This is a genomic window from Echinicola vietnamensis DSM 17526 (genome assembly GCF_000325705.1).
GTDB classification, from domain to species: Bacteria; Bacteroidota; Bacteroidia; order Cytophagales; family Cyclobacteriaceae; genus Echinicola; species Echinicola vietnamensis.
Window position 1 is genome coordinate 5,484,044 of the sequence record NC_019904.1, and the last position, 19,384, is coordinate 5,503,427.

A 19,384-nucleotide genomic window follows, 5' to 3' on the forward strand; every position below is an offset into this window, starting at 1 on the left:
ATTGATGCATATCATAGCCCCTACAAATTATCATCAACTTAATCCGTAAACCACGGTATAAAACCGATGAAACAAAAAATATTATTTTTTTAAAAATTATTTTTTGTTCTTTTTCATCTAATAAAACAAACGATTATTTAGGGTCAAGGTCAAGTCCTATCCATAATCCCTCCTACCCGCTCACAAATCACAACAACCTATTTAACAGCAAGTTATAAACACCTTAAACTAATAATTATTACCCCCTCACTTCTACTTAAACAAGTGTTTAATCTATTGTTTTCCCATAAAAACCACCTAAAAATACCATTTAGTTCAAGGACCAACTTCAAAAAAAGGTGTGACTTTTTAATAGTTCATGTGTCCTAATAATAAAGACTGAAACGAAAAGAAAGTATTAACCATTTAAATCAATTCGTCATGAACAACCTTGTTACTCAAAACTATAGTCATCCACAGGAACCAGTATTCAGTTCCAACCCGATGCAAAATCTAAAATCATTAATAGAAAAGGGTGATCTTCATTTCCTTTCGGAATTCAACGAGATCTTCCCTGATTTCATTTCAAAAATTAAAAGTGCCAGCTCCAAATTAAACGCAATGGACATCAAGTTCTGCGTGCTGCTTAAAATGGGGTTTACGACTAAAGAAATTGCCAGCGTGACCAAAAGCACCATCCGAGCGGTACAATCCAGAAAGTATCGTATCAGGAAACGTCTTGATGTACCCAATGACGAGGACCTTAATCTCTTCATGGTCACATTCTTTTAATGGTTAAAAAAGTCACGTAAGAAGGTTTTATCGAAAAGAACTACACATTAACTCTACACTTGACGGGATTCCATTTTTTGGAATTTCCGTCATTTTTTCACTCGAAGTCAACTATAGTCCTCCTTTACATGAAATTATCGCTACCGCTAGCTCCTCCATACATTTGTTCTGATAACTGCCACTGCAATACGCCAATAGCTGGGAAAACCGCATGTTATTTCACATCCACATTAAGACTAGCCCCTAGATATATAACCCAACCACCTAAAAATATCAAAAATCAACCAAATTCAGACATATTATTAAATCCAATAGTAATTTCATCCATTAAAATAATTAAGTTTATATATAAGCGTAGTACCTCCTTATTGATCAATTTTGGAAAGAAAGTGGTGAATCACTTTCCATGTGCACATAGGGGTAACTTCTGCATGTTTAATGGGGCCTTGTTTTAAAATCTATAAGGGAAGGTTTGATGACTATCTCAAAAGGAAAAGCGGATCAGGAACTAGACTACACAAGTCTTGAGGACATCCAGCTCATAGAGCAGGTGGTCAAAAACAATGACTCAAAGTTATTTGGTATCCTCTACGACCGATACTCCAACATTGTCTACAACAAGTGCCTGAGCTTTGTAAAGAGCAAGGACGAAGCCCAGGATTTGACACACGACATATTTATCAAGCTGTTTTTCCAGCTTAAAAAGTTTAAGGGAGACGCTAAATTCTCCACTTGGCTCTATTCCTTTACTTATAATTTCTGCGTAAACTACGTTCAGCGTAAATACCAGAAAAAGAAAGAGACATTTCAGCGCTTGGATGATTTACAACATCACCCTTATGAAGAAATCGATGATAGTGAAATTTATAAAATGCAAGCTGAACGCTTACAGCGATCCCTTCAGTCCCTGGATCCCAACGATAAAATGGTCCTGTTGATGAAGTATATGGATGGGATGTCCCATAAAGAAATCCAACAATCCATAGGAGTAGGAGAATCAGCGGTAAAGATGAGAATCAACCGTGCCAAACAGCGATTATTGGATATTTATAAAAATATTGACTGATGAATAATCCTTTTAAAGAAATAATCAGTGACGAAAAATTACCGGAATATATCCGCCAAAAGGTAATTGACGATATCAACCTGATAAAATTATCCATTGATATGGCTGACCTATTTATGGTCAAGAGCCCAGGTGTCTTGGGGACACTATTCGATGACAAAAATAAAAATCCTGATAAATAAATTTACAATTGCTATTATGAAAGATGTTTTCGACAATACAGACTGGAGTTTTTACTTGGTAGATAACACGCTCAAGCAAATTGGTGACTTTTTACCCCGGTTGTTTGTGTTTATTGTGCTGTTGGTAATGGCATGGTTGATCATGCGTGGTTTGCTTTTTTTAATTAAGAAACTGCTCAAGTTATCCAAAATAGACGACTTGGCAGAAAACCTTAGCGAAAGTGATCTGTTTAACCATATCAAAATCAAACCTTCGGCCATTATTATGGCCTTTGCCAAATTCTTTTTTGTACTCCTGATCATTATTTTCGGTGCCGATTTCCTGCAGTTACATGCTGTATCGGACGAAATCAGTAAATTTCTTGGATATATCCCCCAAGTTTTTGTGGCCATTATCCTTTTTGTATTGGGTGTGTACCTGTCCATTGTGGTCAAAAAGTTCATCAGGGAGTTACTCCGATCGTTTGGATGGTCTGGCGCATCGGTTATTTCCAATATTGTCAGCTATATTATCCTGATCATTGTCAGTATAACCGCCCTTAGTCAAGCGGGAATCAACACCCATGTCATCACAGACAATCTTTCCCTGGTATTGGGAGCATTTCTTGCTTGTTTTGCCTTGGCTATCGGATTGGGTTCTAGAGAGGTTGTATTGCGAATTCTTTACAGTTTTTATTCTAAAAAGAATTACCAAATCGGTCAAGTGATCAAATTTGATAACATCGAAGGGGAAATCCTGGCCATCGACAATATTTCTATCACACTTAAAACCGATAGCGGAAAGATGATTGTCCCGATTAAGGATCTCGTGGATACCAAAGTAAAAATTCTGAGCAATGAATAAGAAAAATGCTGTCTCATAAGTTAAAGTTGGCGATGATCCCATTCACATAATTGAATGACACTTCATTGGAACTTGTTGGCCGCATAACCTAAGCTGCAACTAACTTCCCTATGGAACCTTGGATCGGTCAGTTTTAATGATGAGACAGTTTTTTTTACACCATGATATAGTTAACCCTTTCCTTGCTCAATAATTCATCCTCAAATTCCTCTCCTGTCTTCACAAGCAAAATTATACTGGCTTTGGGAAACTGCGCAATCACGTAGTTAAGTATTTTTACGGTTTCTTTATATAAACCAAGCATCACAATGTCCGGTGCCGGGGTACACGCTTTTAGTTTTTGTCCCACCTTTACGAAAGTATTGCTGTTTCCAAGGCAGGTAAACTTATGGCGGCTCAGGCTTAGCTGAATCTTTGTCAACACCTCCGGATCATTTTCGATAATATAGTAGCCACAGCCCTCATTTAAATCATTCATAACAAGTCATTTTCTGTAAAGATTAATTTTCAAACCTGAAATATGCATTAGCTAATCCACGCCACTGCGCACAAGGATTCCGGCCAAAAGCTATTTTAAAATCGGTCACTCATTTTGCTTTAGCCCTGGCTAACCATCTGGGTGACATTATCGCTCCCTACTGATCAATTTGCTTATCGTATTGGCACTTTCTCATAGTAGGCGGAGCAGCCTATCATGATTCCTAATGCACCATCGGGTTTAAAGAAAAATAATTACGAAACAACAACCAACATTAGCCCTACGCACATGTACGCAAAGGTTTAAAAAGCTAAAACTTACGCTTTCGCACGTTGCCCGACGTGCCTACCTCCTGTAGCCTCAAATGAGGGATTCGATAATCCCATTTAACTTTTCATCTCCAAACAATTTACCTATCATAAGACTTCCTTTATCCAAGCCTCTTTAAACCCTTTCCGCTGATAACTGTCCAATTCTGCCCTTGCTACAACAGCATTGGTTAGGTACCTAAGAAACCATAATAACAGCCAGTTCGCTCTTCATAAAAACATCCTGCCGTCGACCTGTCCTCTTCAGTTAGATTTGACAAATATTGTGTGGCATTTTCTTCCTGGGAAAACACCCCTGAAATAATATAATGGCTGGATTCAAATGACGGTTCTTGCTGAGAGAGCGTGGTTTTCTCGGACGGTTTAGCCTGGTCACCTCCGTTCATTTTAAAGGTAATTTCCGTCCTCCTGTTCAATTGATGGTCTTTTTCAGTACAAGAGGCATCGCTGCAGTCATGCACCGGCCTGGTCCTACAATACCAATTTTAGCTGATCTTTCCCTCCTCGATCCCTTGGTTTAGCAAGAAATCTTTCACTACTTTAACCCCTCGAATATCCGTATGGCCGACCACTTCAATTGTGAACTCATCATGTACCTGAAGAAGGATCGCTATCTTATCGAGGTCATGGACACTTTTTGGCCTTAACGAAGCCTTGTCAAAATCAAAATAAACAACAGTAGTCTCCCCCCCCAAAAAAATCAGGTTGGGAACAGGGATCTTCAAATTCGCTCGGCAATTCGCAGTCATGCTATATTCGATCAAACAATTTCCAATTCTTCTTGATGATAACGGACAGCCACCATGGATTTATCGCTATGGTAAATTCCACCAAGCTTCGGCAGCTGACATCCTCAGGATATTGACCAATCTGCTGATTTCCAGAAAACCCTAGAGAATACCACTATGGCCCCTGTTGTCATTTTTCACCTAATCCCAGCAAAACTAGACCAGTCCAAAAGACCTAGACCTGATATACATCTCGCTAAAAGCTGATATTTATCAGCTTTTTTTTTGAAAAGAACAATTGAATCACACTATGTTGGCTCGTTTTCAAATCGTTAAATGTTGTTCAGACGACTTGTATATACCTTTGCCCCGATAAATGAAAATCTCATGTTCGGAGACAGCAGGCATCAATAAAATCGATCACCGTAACACCAAAAACTTCATCATCATTTCCATCGCCTTCAACCTTGAAAAAACACCCCTACTAAGAATTGATTTTCAAAACCTTAAATCAAAAACATTTACAAAAAACCAACATTCATTATGCTTTTTCTTGACTTTATTTCAGTAATTAAGTCATACGTAAAATTTGTATATTATAATATTTACTATATTTAAGTATTTTTTTATAATATTACATCCGTATACAAACTTATAATAACCTAAAGTTACTTTAAATTACATTTTTCATAGTATTTATACCAAAAATAAGTAAATTTTATTTTACACATCACCAGACCTAAAAACATCAAACACATCTTCGCTATAGGATGCATTTCCTTTTCAATTAATGGGACATGCATTCCACCTTAAAAAACAGCTCAAAAACCGGTTTAATCCACCCACGATCACCACAAGTTCAAATCTCTTTTGTAGCTTTATTCTTAGTCAACCAAACCAACCCCTCATGAATCCTACCGATACCATTTCCGACCGGGCAAAAGCCATCATGGAAAGCCCCATGCGGGCAGACTTGGAGGTATACTTTGATGCTTTGGAAAACCTGTACCATCCCAGTAAAAATCCCCAGGGAGCCTTCCCCCTAAACATGGCAGAAAACACCTTGGGCTGGAACCTGCTGAAGTCCAAAATCCAGCAGATCCAAGAAAACGAAATCGTTCCAGACTGGGCATCCAAGTACGGCAACACGCTCGGAGTGGATTCCTTTCGGGAAACCGTGGCTCAGTTCCTGTCCACGTTTCTGATAGGCTGCCCCATCCAGCAGGAGCATTTGGCGTTTTCATCGGGATTGACTTCGGTCATAGATCTCAGCGTATTTTTACTGGCAAACGAAGGCGACACGGCCGTTTTCCCAGCACCTGCCTATCCCGTCTATAAAAATGACATAGGGGCCATTCCGGGCATAAAGCGCTTTGACCTGCAGACCCATGACACGATCGATGAACTGTCCGCTGGTATTCCACTTGATGAAAAGTCCCTTCGCCAAGCGCTCAAAACGCTAGAGGAATCGGGAGAGCGGTTCAAAATCCTGGTCCTCACCCATCCTGACAACCCCACTGGAGCTGTTTATTCGGATAAGCAACTCACACTCATTGCTGATTGGTGCATCGACCATCGCATCCACTTGGTGGTCAATGAGATCTATGGATGCTCACTGATCGACACTAACCATCCGGCCATTGCCGGTGACTACCCAGCACAGGTTTCCTTCAGGTCTTTCGGCAACATCATGGCCGCATACAAAAGCCCCTACCTCCACCTCTGGTATTCTTTTTCCAAGGATTTTGGCATATCAGGATTCCGGGTAGGATTGGTACACTCATATAACGAAGCGTTCCTTAATGCCTATGCCAACGCCAACCTGACCCATTCGGTCTCCAATTATACCCAATGGATATTGCAGTGCCTTTTGGAAGATCATGATTTTATTGCCGATTACCTTCGGCAATATCAAAAGGAGCTGACTGCATGCTATGTGATGGTAGTGGAATTACTCAAAAAGCACCAAATTCCTTATGTTCCTTCCCGAGGGAGCTTATTTGTTTGGATCGATCTTTCAGACTGGCTTGAGGAAAACACGGATATCGGTCAGGAGGCATTATGGCTGGACATCTATCATGCTACCGGGGTGCTGCTCACCCCCGGGGAAGGCTTTGGTCACCGGCAGAAGGGCCATTTCCGCTTGGTCATTTCCTACCATATCCCTTCGCACCTGAGGGTGGCCCTCCAGCGCCTGGATGATTATCTGCAAAAAACAGTCCGAACTAAGGATTGATCCATCCACTCTTTTCCGCAGTGGAAGGCATTACCCTAGCCGCCTCAAAGTACCTTTTCCGGGCAGCACTGACGGTATCGACAAAATGTTCTCCCAAGCGTTGGTCCTTAGAGGATTTTGTGGACAATCTGCTGACCTGGTCCTGGAAGTCCTGATCTCCCCACCGCTCTGCAAAAAATGCCAATGTCGGTTCCTCTAGCCCCAATCGGTCGATCCAGCGGTAAAGGGCTCGCATGACCGCTTGGCCATCATTTCCCTTAGCCGCCTGCTTGAATTGCTTGAAGAAATAAGGCTCGGACCTTAGATAAGCCTGTCGCTTTGCTTGGTAGCCCTTGACCAAACGCGGCACATATTTCAGCATAAAAAACAACAGCAGCACCACCAAAGCCAAAATGATGGCCAACTGCTCAGGACTCAAGCCCAAAAATGTCAACGGCACCTTCTCCGCTTCGGCGGTCACCTCCGCCTGCTGCACCGCCATCAAGGAGTCCTTTAAGGTTTCCAGCATTCCCAAATTGGGATTGGGCTTTACCTCTACCTGAACAGCCGGCAGGGTCCGTTTATAAAGCTGCTGACGGTATGGATTCCACCAGGTAAACACCATTTCGGGAATCTCCACCGTTCCTTCTTTTTCAAAAAGATAGCGCGTCATATCGCTCCTGACTGCTCCAATGGCCGTTTTGGAACGAATATTTTCAATGTCGCTTCTGCCGGGATATTGGCTGACCCCTGGCAGGCTGTCCCACTTTACCGGCGGGATCAGCTGCGGAACCGTATTGTCCGCATTTCGGATGATCGTCCGCTGGATCACATCGCCGACTTTGACATCGGTTAGCTTCCCTCCCCATTCCTGACGGACACTCAGGCCGTTGGCCACCAGCCAACCTTCCACATCAAAACCGGGAGGAGCCGGCCTCACCTTGATCACCTGTTCTTTGGTGCTCACGACATGTGAATTTCCCTTGTAACCGCCTTCTGCCGGTGATTCCACCGTAATGTCAATGGAGGGGATGGTGATATCCTTATTGGCAAATGGAAAAACATTGTAGATCATTTCCACTCCGGAAAAGGTCTTGCCGTTTCTGGAAGTACTGGTACTGATATTGCGAAAAAACACTGTATAGGCACCGTTGACCTTGATATTACCGGGATCCACCCCTTTGGTAAACCAAGTGGACGTGTATACGCGAACCGTCACCTCCACCGGCTCACCCACATACGCCGTGCGCTTGTTAAGCTGCACCTCACTCCACAGGGTCTGCGCCGAAACGGGCAGTACCCAAGCGGAAAACAACCACAACCCCACGAGCAAGCTCCTGAGCAAAACCAAGCCATACCCGTTTCGGTCCAGTGCCGCTCTGTCTTTTTGTGGGGCAATGACAGCTCCCTTCATAGGTGTATACCGGTTACCAGGCTTTTTCATTCGGATCAGGTTTGATTTTCTTTCGCTTCACCTCAAATTCAAATTTCTTTTGCAGAAACCGCGCGGGATCATCATCGATTTTTCGAAGCAGTACTTTTTGCGCGTCATCAGCTCCCCCGCCCGACTTAAAATCATCCGGCACCTCGTCCATCTCCTTGGCCGTTCTGGTTCCGGTGGTGGCGGTTTCCGATAGGCGCTCCTTTTCCATGTCTTTCTTGGTCGCCTCTTGGCCTCCACCACTCAAATCCTCAGGACTCTTGTTTTGCCGGGTTTTGGCAGGGCCTTTCTCAGCTTGTTCTTCCGCACTGGCAGGATCCATTTCACGTCCTCCTGAGAGCACCCTGTCCAGCGCTTGCTTGTTTTTCGTGGCCACGGCCAACGTCGGGTCTTGGACAGCAGCCATCCCAAAAGCCATTTGAGCAGCTGCATAATCCCCGACCTTAAAATAGGCCAAGCCCAAATTATAACTTCCCATCGCAGTGGTATCCTGACTCAAGGCCTGAATGGCATCATCATAGTCCCCTGCCTTATAAAAAGCGACTCCTTTACGGAGCGGGTCATGGTACAGCTTTGCCGCCTCTTCAAAATCCCCCACATCACTTTTCCGCTGTCCTTGGTAATCCCTTGTGTACCAAAGGTCCGCAAATCCTTCTAAGGGCTCTTTTTGTCCGCATGAACTGAGCATTACCGCCAACCCAAACACGACCCAGCCACGCCTGAACCACATCAAAAGGATTAGGGCCGCCGGAATTACCAATAGCAGCCCGGCATCCCGCCACTGGTCTTGCTTTTCCTCGGGCTCCTCGGTAAAACGAAGGTTTTCCCTCACATGCTCGGCAATCCACTTCACATCGCTGTCATCCAAGGTAAGGGTGTGCACCCGACAGTTTTCCAGCGAACCAAGCTGGCTCAACACCGTCGCGTCCATCGCAGAATGCACCGCCTTACCACCTACCGTCAACGATCCGCTGCCAGCATAGGCAGGCACCTCGCCCCCCGAAGGGGTATTAAAGGGCATGATCTCCAGCCGCCCTTTCCGGGAGGTCATAAATCCCTGGATGGTCTTAAAAGTCTCCTCCGAAAAATCATCGGACAGCAGCAACACCGTCCCCGGCGCAGCGGTCACCGCCATCAAGCTATCCGCCAAGGCCAGCCCCTTGGAAAGGTCCGACCCCCTGAAGGGCATCACCTTAGGAGACAAGGTCTCAATATGGCTTTTGATAATGTTATAATCCGAGGTCAAGGGCACGATCGTATGGGCAGTCCCGGCATACCCCACTAACGCCACCCTCGCTCCCGGGCGGGCATCCAGCAAATCGGCCACTTTAAACTTGGCCCGTTCCAGCCTGTTGGGCTGAATGTCGTCGGCGAGCATGCTTTGGGACAGGTCCAGCAGGATCACCATCGGCGTTTCCAATACCTGCCCGGGCACTTCCACCTTTTTCCAAGTGGGACCAGCCAAGGCCAGGACACCCAGACTGAGCCCAAAGACCATCAACAGGTGCATTATCAGCTTCATCCGTCCACTGCCTTTGGCAATCATAAAAGGCCTAAGATGAGGGGCAATGTGTTTTTTCCACGGCATCCGCTCCTGAAGGTTGGCCAAGCCCAGTACCAGCAACAAGCCCACCCCGGCAAATCCCCAAAGCAGCGTTGGCCTCAAAAAGTGAAAGGCCTCCCAATCTATTGGAAACAAATCTTCAAACATACGCCTCTCGGTTTCGTGATTTCTTCAATAATCCCACCAGGCTGGCCACTAAGTTCGCGAGAAAGGCCAAGCCCAAGGCCGCTGCCAGTGGGTACATGTACAGCAAGGTCTCAGGGCGATGCTCCTCTTCCTCATATTCGATCGGTTCCAGCTTGTCCACCTCAGTATAAATCTGCTGTAACTGCTCGGCATCTTTGGCCAGAAAGTACTTCCCTCCTGTCATCTCCGCGATCTGCTGAAGGGTCTTCTCATCCAGGTCCGAACTTTGGCTGCCCGGATCACCAATACCGATCGTATAGATCATCACTGAATCCTGCTTGGCCATATCCGCGCCATCCAACGGCAGCACATCCGTCCCGGCATCCACTCCATCGGTAAGCAACAGCATTACTTTGGTCTTAATGGTATCTTGATCAAACATGTCAATCCCCTTGGCAATGGCTTTACCAATATGGGTCATCTGGCCCGCCATCCCCACATCTGCCTCTTCCAGCATTTGGTCCACTGTCTGCAGGTCAGGCGTAAACGGCGCCTGCACATATGCATTGGTCGCAAAAAACACCAAGCCCATCCGGTCTCCTTCACGCTTCTCGATAAATTCGTGCATCAGTGATTTAACCGCATCCCATCGACGTACTTTTTGCCCATCGACTTCCCAGTCCTTCTGGGCCATGCTAAATGAAATATCGGCTGTAATCAAAAAATTACGAGAGGTCTTCACCTTCATTTTGGGTTCCCCTACCAGCTGTGGAGAAGAAAGGGCCGCCAAAAACAACCCCCAAATCAGGATGAGTGCCAACCAATTGAAGAAGTTCCTTCTTTTCACCAAAGCGGACTTCCGAGGTTTGCCACCGGTATAATCCAAAGCCCTTTGGTACCCCGGAAACAGTAGGGCAGCACTTCTCATCCGCAAGGGAGGCAGCAGCCAAAACAGCAATAATGGCAGCGGAAACAGCCAAAAAACCCACGGGTACGCAATTTCAAAATTAGCTGGCATCATGGTCTCTTATCCACTTTTTGGTATTTGAAATAATAGCTTTCCTCACCTGCTCGTCCGGTTGCTCTTCCTGATAAACCAATCGTTCGATCCGGTCATAGATCGAAGCAAATTGAACCCCTTGGGCCTTTTTGTCCAAAAACATGTACCAGGCCTTTCCATACATGTTCCCGACCTGATCCCTTCCATAAGCATGCATGGCGGTGCGTTTTAGGAGCACAAGGCTATGGACCAAAGGACTTTGGCCCGAAACGACCCGCTCAAGCTCTGCCAAGGCTGATCTACGGTAGGCATTTTTTCGATAGGCCCTCACCTTTAAAAAGCCAACGATCAAAATCCCCAGGAGCACCAATCCTCCCAAAATCGGCCAGCCAATGGTCTCAAAAGAAAAAGGCACTGCCGATGGTTCCTGCAAAGGCCCCAGATCGAGCTTTGCAGCTAAGTGGACCAGGGAATCGGTCGCCAAAGAATCTTGCCTCACCAACATGCTCATTGTTTGCCCTTTTTAAAATATGCCTTGATCTGACTTTCCAATGGTGTTACCGTATCCACGCTGAACACCGGAATGCGGTGTTTCTTCAGGGTGGCCTCAAAGCCCATCAAATCAGCATCAAACCCTTCCTCAAATTGCTTGCGCACGTGGGATTTTTGGCCATCTATACTCACTTGGTAGTCTTGGTTCCCGGCGATAAATTTCGCCTTCGGCACCGTACGCTCCATGGGATCATACACTTTGGCCACCACCACGTCATTATGCTGGGCTATCTGCTTGAGGTACTTGATTGTCTGCGGAGAATAGCGGTGAAAATCCCCGATAAAAAAAACCAAAAAATCATGCGTAACAATATTCCTGATCCGGGCAATCACATCCCGGAGTGCCACATCAAATTCAAATTCATTGGAATGAGCCAGCTCGTGGTTTCGGGAAACAATTTTCTCCATAAACCGCAAAATATTTTTCCGGTCTCGCTTGGGAAATATAATATCGGTTCCCTCATCCGCAAAGACCACTCCGCCTACACGGTCTCCCTCTTTGAGCACCCGAAACGCCAGCATGGCCGCTAACTCTGCCGCCACGACGGATTTGGTGCGTTTCTGAGAACCAAAAAACATGGATTTCGACTGGTCTACCACTATCAATGCCGGCTTTTCCTTTTCTTCGGTAAACACCCGGGTATGTGTCCGCTGGGTCCTCGCGGTAACCTTCCAGTCGATGTTGCGGATATCGTCTCCCTTCACATAATTCCTGACCTCCTCAAAGTCAAGCCCCCTTCCGCGCAGTTTGGATGCATGCTTGCCTGCCAAAATGGTATTCACCTTCTGCTTTCTAGCCCTCAGGCTAAAGTGATGGGCCACGTACTCCATCCTGAGCAGTTCGGGCAGGGAGGTAAAAACCTCCGCAGGATATTTTTCGCGCACCTTGGCCATACGTTTCTTTTATGCTACTACAGCTACCTTACTGATCACTTCCTCCAGCACCTTATCGGCCGTAATGCCCTCAGCATTGGCTTCATAGCTTAGGATAAGGCGGTGCCGGAGACAGTCATGCACCACCGCCCGCACATCTTCGGGCGTCACATGGTCACGGCCTTCCATCCAAGCGTGGGTCCTCGAGGCCCGGTCCATCGCTATGCTCCCCCTCGGGCTGGCCCCAAAATCAATCCAACTGTCCAGTTCTTCACTGTACTTTTCGGGATAGCGGGTCGCTGAGATAAGGTCTACGATATACTTTTCCATCGGCTCACTGATCTTCACGTGAGCGATCTCCTTTCTGGCCGTAAAAATCACTTCAGGACTCAGCCGTTCCTTTTGTTCCTCTTTGGCCGTTTGCTGCTCCTCCCTGTTTAGGCGGAGAATGGCCAATTCGGACGCATCGTCGGGATAATCGATGACCACGTGCATGAGAAAACGGTCCATTTGCGCCTCTGGAAGCGGATAGGTCCCTTCCTGTTCCACCGGGTTTTGCGTGGCCATGACCATAAACAATGGATCCATGGCGTAGGTCTTCCCCGCCACAGACACTTGTCGCTCCTCCATCGCCTCAAGCAAGGCGGATTGCACTTTTGCAGGAGCCCTGTTGATCTCATCGGCCAAGATCAGGTTGCTAAAAATAGGTCCCTGCTGGAAAACGAATTTTTCTTTTAGTTCGGGCTGGTAGATTTCTGTCCCGGTGATATCGGAAGGCAAGAGGTCCGGCGTAAACTGGATCCTGCTCAGCCCACAGTCCAATTCCTTGGAAAGGGTCTTGATCGCCCGGGTTTTGGCCAGGCCGGGAAGCCCTTCCAAAAGCATGTTCCCATCTGCCAGCAGGACAAGGATAATGCGCTCGATCAACTTATCCTGTCCAATAATAGCGGCCGACATGCGTGTTTTAAGCTCCTGTATTGATTCGATTGCTGTCATGTAATGGCTGTTGAATACTGATTATTTTGCTAATGGTGTTTGAGTATTGATTGGGCTACCGGTCAGAAAGCACTGTCCCAATACTTCATAAACAACCTTCCCCTAATCCGATAAACATTCAAGTCAAAAAGGGGCAGCCAAAGAATTGCCGCCCCATTTTGATGATACTTCATGAAATGATCCGCCTAATTTCTTGGAGGACTGGCCATCTGCTGTACCACTTTGTCGATGGAAAGGGAAGATCCTGTCTGTGGAGGAAAGTCCTTAAATGTGGACAAAAACTCTGCTGCGTAACGCTGCGCAGGCACAAACAACCACATATTTTCACCATACCATCGAACATACATCCTTGAGTCTGGAGAAACTTCATACGGATCGGCTCTTAAATTAACGATCAATGGCCAGCTAGGAGATTTTCGATATGCTTCGGTAATATCACCCTCCATGATGGTAAAATGTAGCTTCCACATACCATAACGGATGGCGTTTAGGTTAGCTCCGGCATCAAAGTAGAAAATTTCCTTTCTCGGGGATTCTTCTACCTCACCTTTCAGGAACGGTAACATATTATACCCATCCAAGTGCTGCTTGAAGGTCTTCCCATTGGCCTGATAACCGTTCAATACTTTTTCCTTGATATTGGGCTCACCAGCGGCGGCCAAAATGGTCGGCATCATATCTTCATGAGAGAAAATATCATTAAATACCGTTCCTGGCTCGATTACCCCTGGCCAACGAATGGCACATGGCACTCGGAAACCACCTTCCCAAGTGGTACCTTTTTCGCCTCGGAAAGGCGAACTACCACCATCAGGCCAAGTGACTTTCTCTGCTCCATTGTCGGTAGAATACATCACAATGGTATTGTCTGTTATCCCGAGCTCATCTAGTTTATCCAGAATTCTTCCTACTGCCTTATCATGCTCAACCATTCCATCTGGATATAGCCCAATTCCAGTCACACCTTCGCTTTCCTCCTTCAAGTGTGTCCAAACGTGCATACGAGTAGCGCTCAGCCATACAAAGAATGGCTTGCCATCAGCGTGAGCCTTTTCGATGAATTCGATGGCTGCATCTTCAAACTCCTCATCGACGGTTTCCATCCGCTGCTTGGTCAAGGGACCGGTATCTTCGATACTGCCGTCAGCGGTACTGTGAATCACCCCTCTTGGGCCAAATTTCTTTCTGAACTCGGGATCCTTGGGATAATAATAACCTTCCGGTTCTTCTTCAGCATTAAGGTGGTAAAGGTTTCCGAAAAACTCATCAAAACCATGGTTGGTAGGCAGGTGCTCGTCCTGATCGCCCAAGTGGTTTTTACCGAATTGGCCAGTGGCATAGCCCTGAGGCTTCAGCAGATCCGCAATGGTGGGCTGCGAAGCCTGAATACCATGGGAATCTCCCGGCATACCAATTGTCAAAAGACCAGATCTAAAAGGATGCTGACCTAAAATAAATGCCGCACGACCGGCTGTACAGGACTGCTGTCCGTACCAATCGGTGAAAACAGCTCCTTCATTCGCTATCCGGTCAATATTGGGCGTCTCATAGCCCATCAGCCCGTTGTTGTTAAATCCGACATTGGACCAACCAATGTCGTCCCCCCAGATGACAAGCACATTCGGCTTGTCCTGAGCTTCTGCAAGCTGCCAACCACCGGTTGCCAAAATGCAGGTTACTAATAGTTTTCTGATCATTAGAAATGGTTTAGGTGAACATGTAAAATTAAAGTCTTTTATTGCCTAGGGGTGAAACTTCCCGACTCCTGTCTAGGAGGAAAATCCTTAAAGGTCGCCATAAAACTTCCCACGATATTTTTCAATGGTTCAAAAGCAAACATCCGGCGTACTACCCAATCATCGTAATAGGCAGAATTATCCATGGCCAACTCAAATGGATCGGCATAGAGATCCACCAAAAGAGGAGCCTTCAGTACGGTTTGGGGATAAATCCACGCACCAAGCCCCTCATGATCTTGGGTGGAAAAATGGAACTTCCATCTTCCGTACCGCACCGCGCCCAAAGATCCATCATCCACAAAGGCAAAAAATTCATTTCTGGGACCCTCCTCTGCATCACCCGTCAGATAAGGTAGAAAATTATACCCATCAATATGGACTTTGAAGGTCTTGCCCGCAGCGCTATGGCCATTGAGGAGTTTGGATTTGATATCCGAATCTCCAGCAGCAGCCAATAATGTAGGTAAGCAGTCTTCTAGCGAAATGATCTCATTGGAAACTTTACCTGCGGCAATCTTCTCTGGCCATCGGATCATAAACGGCACACGGATACCGCCTTCCCAAGTGGTGGCCTTTTCTCCTTTGAACGGGGAAGTTCCACCATCAGGCCAAGAGAATTTTTCCGCTCCGTTATCGGTAGTATAAATCACAATGGTATTATCCGTTATGCCCAACTCATCAAGTTTGTCCAGCAAAATTCCAATTTGATAATCGTGCTGGGTCATGCCGTCTGCCATGATTCCCAAACCTGTCTTCCCATCATACTCTTCTGGTAAATGGGTAAAAATGTGCATTCGGGTGGTATTAAACCAAGCGAAAAATGGTTTATCGGCATCGTGCTGTTCTTCGATGAAATCCATGGTAGCATCCAAGAACTCCTGATCAATGGTTTCCATACGCTCCTTGGTCAAAGGCCCGGTATCCTGAACTGGGCCATCTGCGCTGGATTTCAGCACTCCCCGTGGGCCATAATTCTCTCTAAAGTCTGCACTTTTGGGGTAATCGGGATTTTCGGGCTCTTCCTCTGCATTCAAGTGGTAGAGATTGCCAAAAAATCTATCAAATCCATGATTTGTAGGCAAAAATTCATCCAAATCACCAAGGTGGTTCTTCCCGAACTGACCCGTAGCATAGCCATGGGGTTTGAGCAGTTCGGCGATGGTGGGATCTTCAGGCTGTAGCCCCATGGGATCTCCCGGCATCCCAATCTTAAGCAACCCTGTTCGCTTCGGACTCTGGCCGGTAATGAAAGCCGCCCTTCCGGCGGTACAGCTTTGCTGACCATAGGCATCCGTAAACCGCATGCCCTCATTGGCAATCCGATCGATGTTTGGCGTCGTATAGCCCATCATTCCATCGTTATAGGCACTCGTATTGAACCAACCAATGTCATCCCCCATGATGACCAATATGTTTGGTTTTTCTTGCCCCATGGAAGGATAGAATCCCCACAGCACAAGAAGCACTGTTAAAAATAAAGGTGTCTTGCGTACCATACTTTCACGTTTTTTCAAATTCTAATTGAAGTTATAAATTATCCCAAACGAATAATGGTAACCTTTACCAGTGCCTGCCAATATTTATGGAATGTTTGCAAGAAAAGATCGTTTTAAAAAGACAGAGGGCAGCCGAGCTCCGAAAACTTACCACTATGCCATCGCCATATCCAAATGGTGTAAAGCTGATGTTGATGACAAAAATCAGTGTAAAAACCTTACCTCAAATTTAAGGAGGGCAAAACAATAAATGCCCTGCAGGAAACTCGTCGGCTTCCTGCAGGGCATTTAAATTCCATGTTCCCTAACCCGTTTTCTTTAAAACAGGCTGGGCACCAAACTACCCAAATGCGATCCGAACGCCAAGATCAAACAGGAGATCACCGCTCCTATACTAATGGCTACAAAAGAAGAGACACGTGGCAATTTGAAGATGTAGGCTGCAATGGTCCCCATGTAAACCCCCGTGAAGGGCAGCGGAATCATGACAAACATCATCAAGCCCCAGAAGCCGTATTTTTGGATTTTATCGCCTACGCCACTTTTGGCGCGGCGCATCAATTTTACCGATTGGCTTTTGTATACCCGATACTGCCATAATTTACCATTGAAGGTATCGATCAAAAACATCATCAAAGGAAATACCAGCAAATTGGCGATCAGTCCTACTCCCAATGCTGTCAGCGGATGGAGGCCATTGAGGACTCCGTACGGAATGCCTACCCGCGACTCTCCAAAGGGAGAAATACTCAATAAAAAGGTGTAGATTATGATATTGATCATTTAGAATAAAATAAATACGTAGGAAATGCTCGTTTTTCACATTTCTTAACAGCAACGTACCGAAACGATCCGGGCACATCCATTAAGGCGTGAAACGAGGTTGTTTAAATCAATAGTTGATGGCAGGAACTCAGCAAACCGGCGGAGCCCTTCCTGAAAAATGCGGCACAGCTCCTTGACATGGCGAAGCTTTCCATAGCGGATTATAAGCACTTAAAAAAACTTGATCGTGTACGCTAAAGTCTACTGACTTCAGGAAAAAGGTTTTGCTCGGATGTTGCTCATGATCACTGAAGCTTACCCGCTCGGCTGTAGAACGCGCCTGAACATGGCTCCTGGCCAAGGAAAAATCCTTTCCCTTCGCCAAGCGGACATTTTCTTTTACAGCCTTGGCTACAGTCGCCTCTTCCATTTCCCCAAGGAAAAAGGTAAAGGCCACCAGGCAGAATAAAAAGAAAACGATTTTGGAGCTCTTATTCATTATCGCGAATGTAGATACTTTAAACTGATTTATGGCAAACAACCATTACACTTCTACGAAAAACATTTAATCAAGTTTGATGCCAATTGTATATTACATGACACCTTGACCATTTTTTTGGACCATCCCCCATCTTTTGGCAGTAACAGGCTAAAAAAAAAGCCATCCAGCACCTGAACGTGTGTGCTGAATGGCTCGTTCTGAACATGACGCTGCCCCTTAGGACAACGCTTCCGTTCGGACTTTTTCCACCTCATCGGGCGCAATGGGAAGTGGCGTTCCCAATAGGTCTGCACCGCTATCGGTAATGGCAAAATCCTCTTCCACACGGATTCCTCCAAAGTCCCGGTAAGTCTCCAATTTATCGTAATCGATAAATTCCTTGAATTTGCCCGCTGCTTTGTTCATGTCTATCAGCTCGGGAATGATATATATGCCCGGTTCCACGGTAATCACATTGCCCGGCTCCAAAGCCTTGCCAAGTCTCAGTGACTTCAACCCAAACTCAGTGGATTTTTGGAGTTCAGGAGTATAGCCTACATACTGCTCTCCCAGGTTTTCCATATCGTGCACGTCCAAGCCCATCATATGGCCCAGTCCACATTGAAAGAACATGGTATGTGCACCGGCGGCCACGGCCTCTTTGGCATCTCCCTTCATCAAGCCCACACCTTTCAGGCCTTCCACCAAGGTTTCAGCTGCCAATAAATGGACATCCAAGAAACGCTTCCCGGGCCGCAGGGCCTCCACTGCGGCACGATGGGCATTGTACACGCATTCGTAAAGCTCTCGTTGTCTGCTGTCAAACTTGGCACTAACAGGAAAAGTCCTGGTCATATCGCCGGCATAAAATTCCGTAGATTCAGCTCCTGAATCAAAAAGCAAGATATCCCCTTCTTTCAGGGTATTGCCGTAGTAATGGTTGTGCAGGGTTTGTCCGTCTTTGGTGGCAATGGGAGGAAAAGCCAAGGAAGCATTATAAGACCGGGCCACACTGGTGGCCACGGCTACCAACTCATATTCCTTCATGCCTGCCCGCGCTGCCTTCATCACGGCCAGGTGCACTGCTGATGTTCTGCTTACCGCTTCGTCCATCTGCTCCAGTTCTTCAGCTGACTTGATATTACGCTGCTTTGCCACCGCTTGGATCAGTTTAACAGAAGGCATTTTTTCTATTTCCTCCACGGATTTCCCCAGCAGCCCCCTGAGCTGTAGGACGTGTTCTCCCCTGTATGGAGGCAAAATATGGCAATCTGCCTGAACGATCTTACCCAACTTTTCCAAAGAACCGGTATGGCTTACCCCTACTTGTTCCCCAAGCTCAGCGATGGTAGGCTGCGGCCCGGTCCATACGATATCGTCTATCTCATAATCGTTTCCGAAAATATAATCTTTATCCGCATCACAGTCGATCACCCCTACCAATCCCGGCAAGGAAATTCCAAAGTAATATAAAAAAGTACTGTCCTGTCGGTACGGGTACCAATTGTGCTTGAAGTTGATACTGGCTTCATCATTGCCCAAAAACAGCAATTGACCACTGCCCATTTCAGCCCTGAGCTTGGCCCTTCTTTCTTGGTATATTTCTCTTTTGAACATTATAAGTGGGTCGGTTAATAATAATTAAAACACAAATGTCCGAAAGTATTTCGGTCAATCAAAAAAAGATCACCGTTATTGACGATAGGCCCCGGCCTTACCTTATTAGCCCGCGCTCCAT

General features: G+C 46.1%; 19 protein-coding genes. 5 read left to right on the top strand and 14 right to left on the bottom strand.

What is annotated here, in order from left to right; translation table 11 throughout:
• Positions 1-420 precede the first annotated feature (420 nt).
• The 4 genes from ECHVI_RS22285 to ECHVI_RS22300 all read left to right on the top strand — a co-directional run bounded on the left by ECHVI_RS22285 (position 421) and on the right by ECHVI_RS22300 (position 2,863).
• The gene (locus ECHVI_RS22285) at positions 421-771 is read left to right on the top strand and encodes a helix-turn-helix transcriptional regulator (protein ID WP_015268272.1); all 351 of its coding nucleotides are present in this window, start codon (positions 421-423) and stop codon (positions 769-771) included.
• A gap of 475 nt (positions 772-1,246) precedes the next feature.
• Positions 1,247-1,837, top strand: coding sequence for an RNA polymerase sigma factor (locus tag ECHVI_RS22290; RefSeq protein ID WP_015268273.1), 591 nt, complete (start codon positions 1,247-1,249; stop codon positions 1,835-1,837).
• Positions 1,837-2,019, top strand: coding sequence for a hypothetical protein (locus ECHVI_RS22295; RefSeq protein ID WP_015268274.1), 183 nt, complete (start codon positions 1,837-1,839; stop codon positions 2,017-2,019). Before ECHVI_RS22290 ends, ECHVI_RS22295 begins: the two co-directional genes overlap by 1 nt.
• A gap of 16 nt (positions 2,020-2,035) precedes the next feature.
• Positions 2,036-2,863 carry a mechanosensitive ion channel family protein gene (locus tag ECHVI_RS22300; RefSeq protein ID WP_015268275.1) on the top strand — a complete coding sequence of 276 codons (828 nt, stop codon included), beginning with the start codon at positions 2,036-2,038 and terminating at the stop codon, positions 2,861-2,863.
• A gap of 154 nt (positions 2,864-3,017) precedes the next feature.
• Here ECHVI_RS22300 and ECHVI_RS22305 read toward each other — a convergent pair whose 3' ends face one another.
• The 3 genes from ECHVI_RS22305 to ECHVI_RS22315 all read right to left on the bottom strand — a co-directional run bounded on the left by ECHVI_RS22305 (position 3,018) and on the right by ECHVI_RS22315 (position 4,419).
• On the bottom strand, positions 3,018-3,341 hold the full coding sequence (locus ECHVI_RS22305) for a hypothetical protein (protein ID WP_015268276.1): 324 nt from the start codon (positions 3,339-3,341) through the stop codon (positions 3,018-3,020).
• Positions 3,342-3,840: 499 nt separating this feature from the next.
• Positions 3,841-4,086: a hypothetical protein gene (locus tag ECHVI_RS22310; protein ID WP_157501574.1), complete on the bottom strand. Its 246-nt coding sequence runs from the start codon at positions 4,084-4,086 to the stop codon at positions 3,841-3,843.
• Positions 4,087-4,155: 69 nt separating this feature from the next.
• Positions 4,156-4,419: an OmpA family protein gene (locus ECHVI_RS22315; RefSeq protein WP_041739160.1), complete on the bottom strand. Its 264-nt coding sequence runs from the start codon at positions 4,417-4,419 to the stop codon at positions 4,156-4,158.
• Positions 4,420-5,305: 886 nt separating this feature from the next.
• On the opposite strand from ECHVI_RS22315, the gene ECHVI_RS22325 reads away from it, so the two are divergent.
• The gene (locus ECHVI_RS22325) at positions 5,306-6,634 is read left to right on the top strand and encodes an aminotransferase class I/II-fold pyridoxal phosphate-dependent enzyme (protein WP_015268277.1); all 1,329 of its coding nucleotides are present in this window, start codon (positions 5,306-5,308) and stop codon (positions 6,632-6,634) included.
• Here ECHVI_RS22325 and ECHVI_RS22330 read toward each other — a convergent pair.
• The 11 genes from ECHVI_RS22330 to ECHVI_RS22380 form a co-directional block, all read right to left on the bottom strand.
• Positions 6,624-8,057: a BatD family protein gene (locus ECHVI_RS22330; RefSeq protein ID WP_157501576.1), complete on the bottom strand. Its 1,434-nt coding sequence runs from the start codon at positions 8,055-8,057 to the stop codon at positions 6,624-6,626. The genes ECHVI_RS22325 and ECHVI_RS22330 overlap by 11 nt on opposite strands.
• Positions 8,041-9,765 (bottom strand): VWA domain-containing protein, encoded by a 1,725-nt coding sequence (locus tag ECHVI_RS22335; protein WP_015268279.1) that lies wholly within the window; start codon positions 9,763-9,765, stop codon positions 8,041-8,043. Before ECHVI_RS22335 ends, ECHVI_RS22330 begins: the two co-directional genes overlap by 17 nt.
• Complete coding sequence (locus ECHVI_RS22340) at positions 9,758-10,765, bottom strand: VWA domain-containing protein (protein ID WP_015268280.1); 1,008 nt, start codon at positions 10,763-10,765, stop codon at positions 9,758-9,760. The genes ECHVI_RS22335 and ECHVI_RS22340 overlap by 8 nt, the downstream gene beginning before the upstream one ends.
• A complete protein-coding gene (locus ECHVI_RS22345; protein ID WP_015268281.1) occupies positions 10,752-11,255 on the bottom strand; it encodes a DUF4381 domain-containing protein in 504 nt (167 codons plus the stop codon). The genes ECHVI_RS22340 and ECHVI_RS22345 overlap by 14 nt, the downstream gene beginning before the upstream one ends.
• Positions 11,252-12,190 (bottom strand): DUF58 domain-containing protein, encoded by a 939-nt coding sequence (locus ECHVI_RS22350; RefSeq protein WP_015268282.1) that lies wholly within the window; start codon positions 12,188-12,190, stop codon positions 11,252-11,254. The genes ECHVI_RS22345 and ECHVI_RS22350 overlap by 4 nt, the downstream gene beginning before the upstream one ends.
• 9 nt (positions 12,191-12,199) lie before the next feature.
• The gene (locus ECHVI_RS22355) at positions 12,200-13,165 is read right to left on the bottom strand and encodes an AAA family ATPase (protein ID WP_041739166.1); all 966 of its coding nucleotides are present in this window, start codon (positions 13,163-13,165) and stop codon (positions 12,200-12,202) included.
• 185 nt (positions 13,166-13,350) lie between these two features.
• On the bottom strand, positions 13,351-14,862 hold the full coding sequence (locus tag ECHVI_RS22360) for an arylsulfatase (RefSeq protein ID WP_015268284.1): 1,512 nt from the start codon (positions 14,860-14,862) through the stop codon (positions 13,351-13,353).
• Between the two features lie 38 nt (positions 14,863-14,900).
• Complete coding sequence (locus ECHVI_RS22365; RefSeq protein ID WP_015268285.1) at positions 14,901-16,400, bottom strand: arylsulfatase; 1,500 nt, start codon at positions 16,398-16,400, stop codon at positions 14,901-14,903.
• Positions 16,401-16,718: 318 nt separating this feature from the next.
• Entirely contained in the window at positions 16,719-17,183 is a 465-nt protein-coding gene (locus ECHVI_RS22370; protein WP_015268286.1) for a COG2426 family protein, read from the bottom strand.
• A 130-nt stretch (positions 17,184-17,313) separates the two neighbouring features.
• Complete coding sequence (locus tag ECHVI_RS22375; protein WP_015268287.1) at positions 17,314-17,664, bottom strand: hypothetical protein; 351 nt, start codon at positions 17,662-17,664, stop codon at positions 17,314-17,316.
• A 219-nt stretch (positions 17,665-17,883) separates the two neighbouring features.
• A complete protein-coding gene (locus tag ECHVI_RS22380) occupies positions 17,884-19,263 on the bottom strand; it encodes an aminopeptidase P family protein (RefSeq protein ID WP_015268288.1) in 1,380 nt (459 codons plus the stop codon).
• Positions 19,264-19,384 lie beyond the last annotated feature (121 nt).

Bases quoted from the DNA above. Each gene is read 5' to 3' on its own strand.
- ECHVI_RS22285 (WP_015268272.1), top strand. From the start codon at position 421: ATGAACAACCTTGTTACTCAAAACTATAGTCATCCACAGGAACCAGTA.
- ECHVI_RS22290 (WP_015268273.1), top strand. From the start codon at position 1,247: ATGACTATCTCAAAAGGAAAAGCGGATCAGGAACTAGACTACACAAGT.
- ECHVI_RS22295 (WP_015268274.1), top strand. From the start codon at position 1,837: ATGAATAATCCTTTTAAAGAAATAATCAGTGACGAAAAATTACCGGAA.
- ECHVI_RS22300 (WP_015268275.1), top strand. From the start codon at position 2,036: ATGAAAGATGTTTTCGACAATACAGACTGGAGTTTTTACTTGGTAGAT.
- ECHVI_RS22305 (WP_015268276.1), bottom strand. From the start codon at position 3,341: ATGAATGATTTAAATGAGGGCTGTGGCTACTATATTATCGAAAATGAT.
- ECHVI_RS22315 (WP_041739160.1), bottom strand. From the start codon at position 4,419: ATGACTGCGAATTGCCGAGCGAATTTGAAGATCCCTGTTCCCAACCTG.
- ECHVI_RS22325 (WP_015268277.1), top strand. From the start codon at position 5,306: ATGAATCCTACCGATACCATTTCCGACCGGGCAAAAGCCATCATGGAA.
- ECHVI_RS22330 (WP_157501576.1), bottom strand. From the start codon at position 8,057: ATGAAAAAGCCTGGTAACCGGTATACACCTATGAAGGGAGCTGTCATT.
- ECHVI_RS22335 (WP_015268279.1), bottom strand. From the start codon at position 9,765: ATGTTTGAAGATTTGTTTCCAATAGATTGGGAGGCCTTTCACTTTTTG.
- ECHVI_RS22340 (WP_015268280.1), bottom strand. From the start codon at position 10,765: ATGATGCCAGCTAATTTTGAAATTGCGTACCCGTGGGTTTTTTGGCTG.
- ECHVI_RS22345 (WP_015268281.1), bottom strand. From the start codon at position 11,255: ATGAGCATGTTGGTGAGGCAAGATTCTTTGGCGACCGATTCCCTGGTC.
- ECHVI_RS22350 (WP_015268282.1), bottom strand. From the start codon at position 12,190: ATGGCCAAGGTGCGCGAAAAATATCCTGCGGAGGTTTTTACCTCCCTG.
- ECHVI_RS22355 (WP_041739166.1), bottom strand. From the start codon at position 13,165: ATGACAGCAATCGAATCAATACAGGAGCTTAAAACACGCATGTCGGCC.
- ECHVI_RS22360 (WP_015268284.1), bottom strand. From the start codon at position 14,862: ATGATCAGAAAACTATTAGTAACCTGCATTTTGGCAACCGGTGGTTGG.
- ECHVI_RS22365 (WP_015268285.1), bottom strand. From the start codon at position 16,400: ATGGTACGCAAGACACCTTTATTTTTAACAGTGCTTCTTGTGCTGTGG.
- ECHVI_RS22370 (WP_015268286.1), bottom strand. From the start codon at position 17,183: ATGATCAATATCATAATCTACACCTTTTTATTGAGTATTTCTCCCTTT.
- ECHVI_RS22375 (WP_015268287.1), bottom strand. From the start codon at position 17,664: ATGAATAAGAGCTCCAAAATCGTTTTCTTTTTATTCTGCCTGGTGGCC.
- ECHVI_RS22380 (WP_015268288.1), bottom strand. From the start codon at position 19,263: ATGTTCAAAAGAGAAATATACCAAGAAAGAAGGGCCAAGCTCAGGGCT.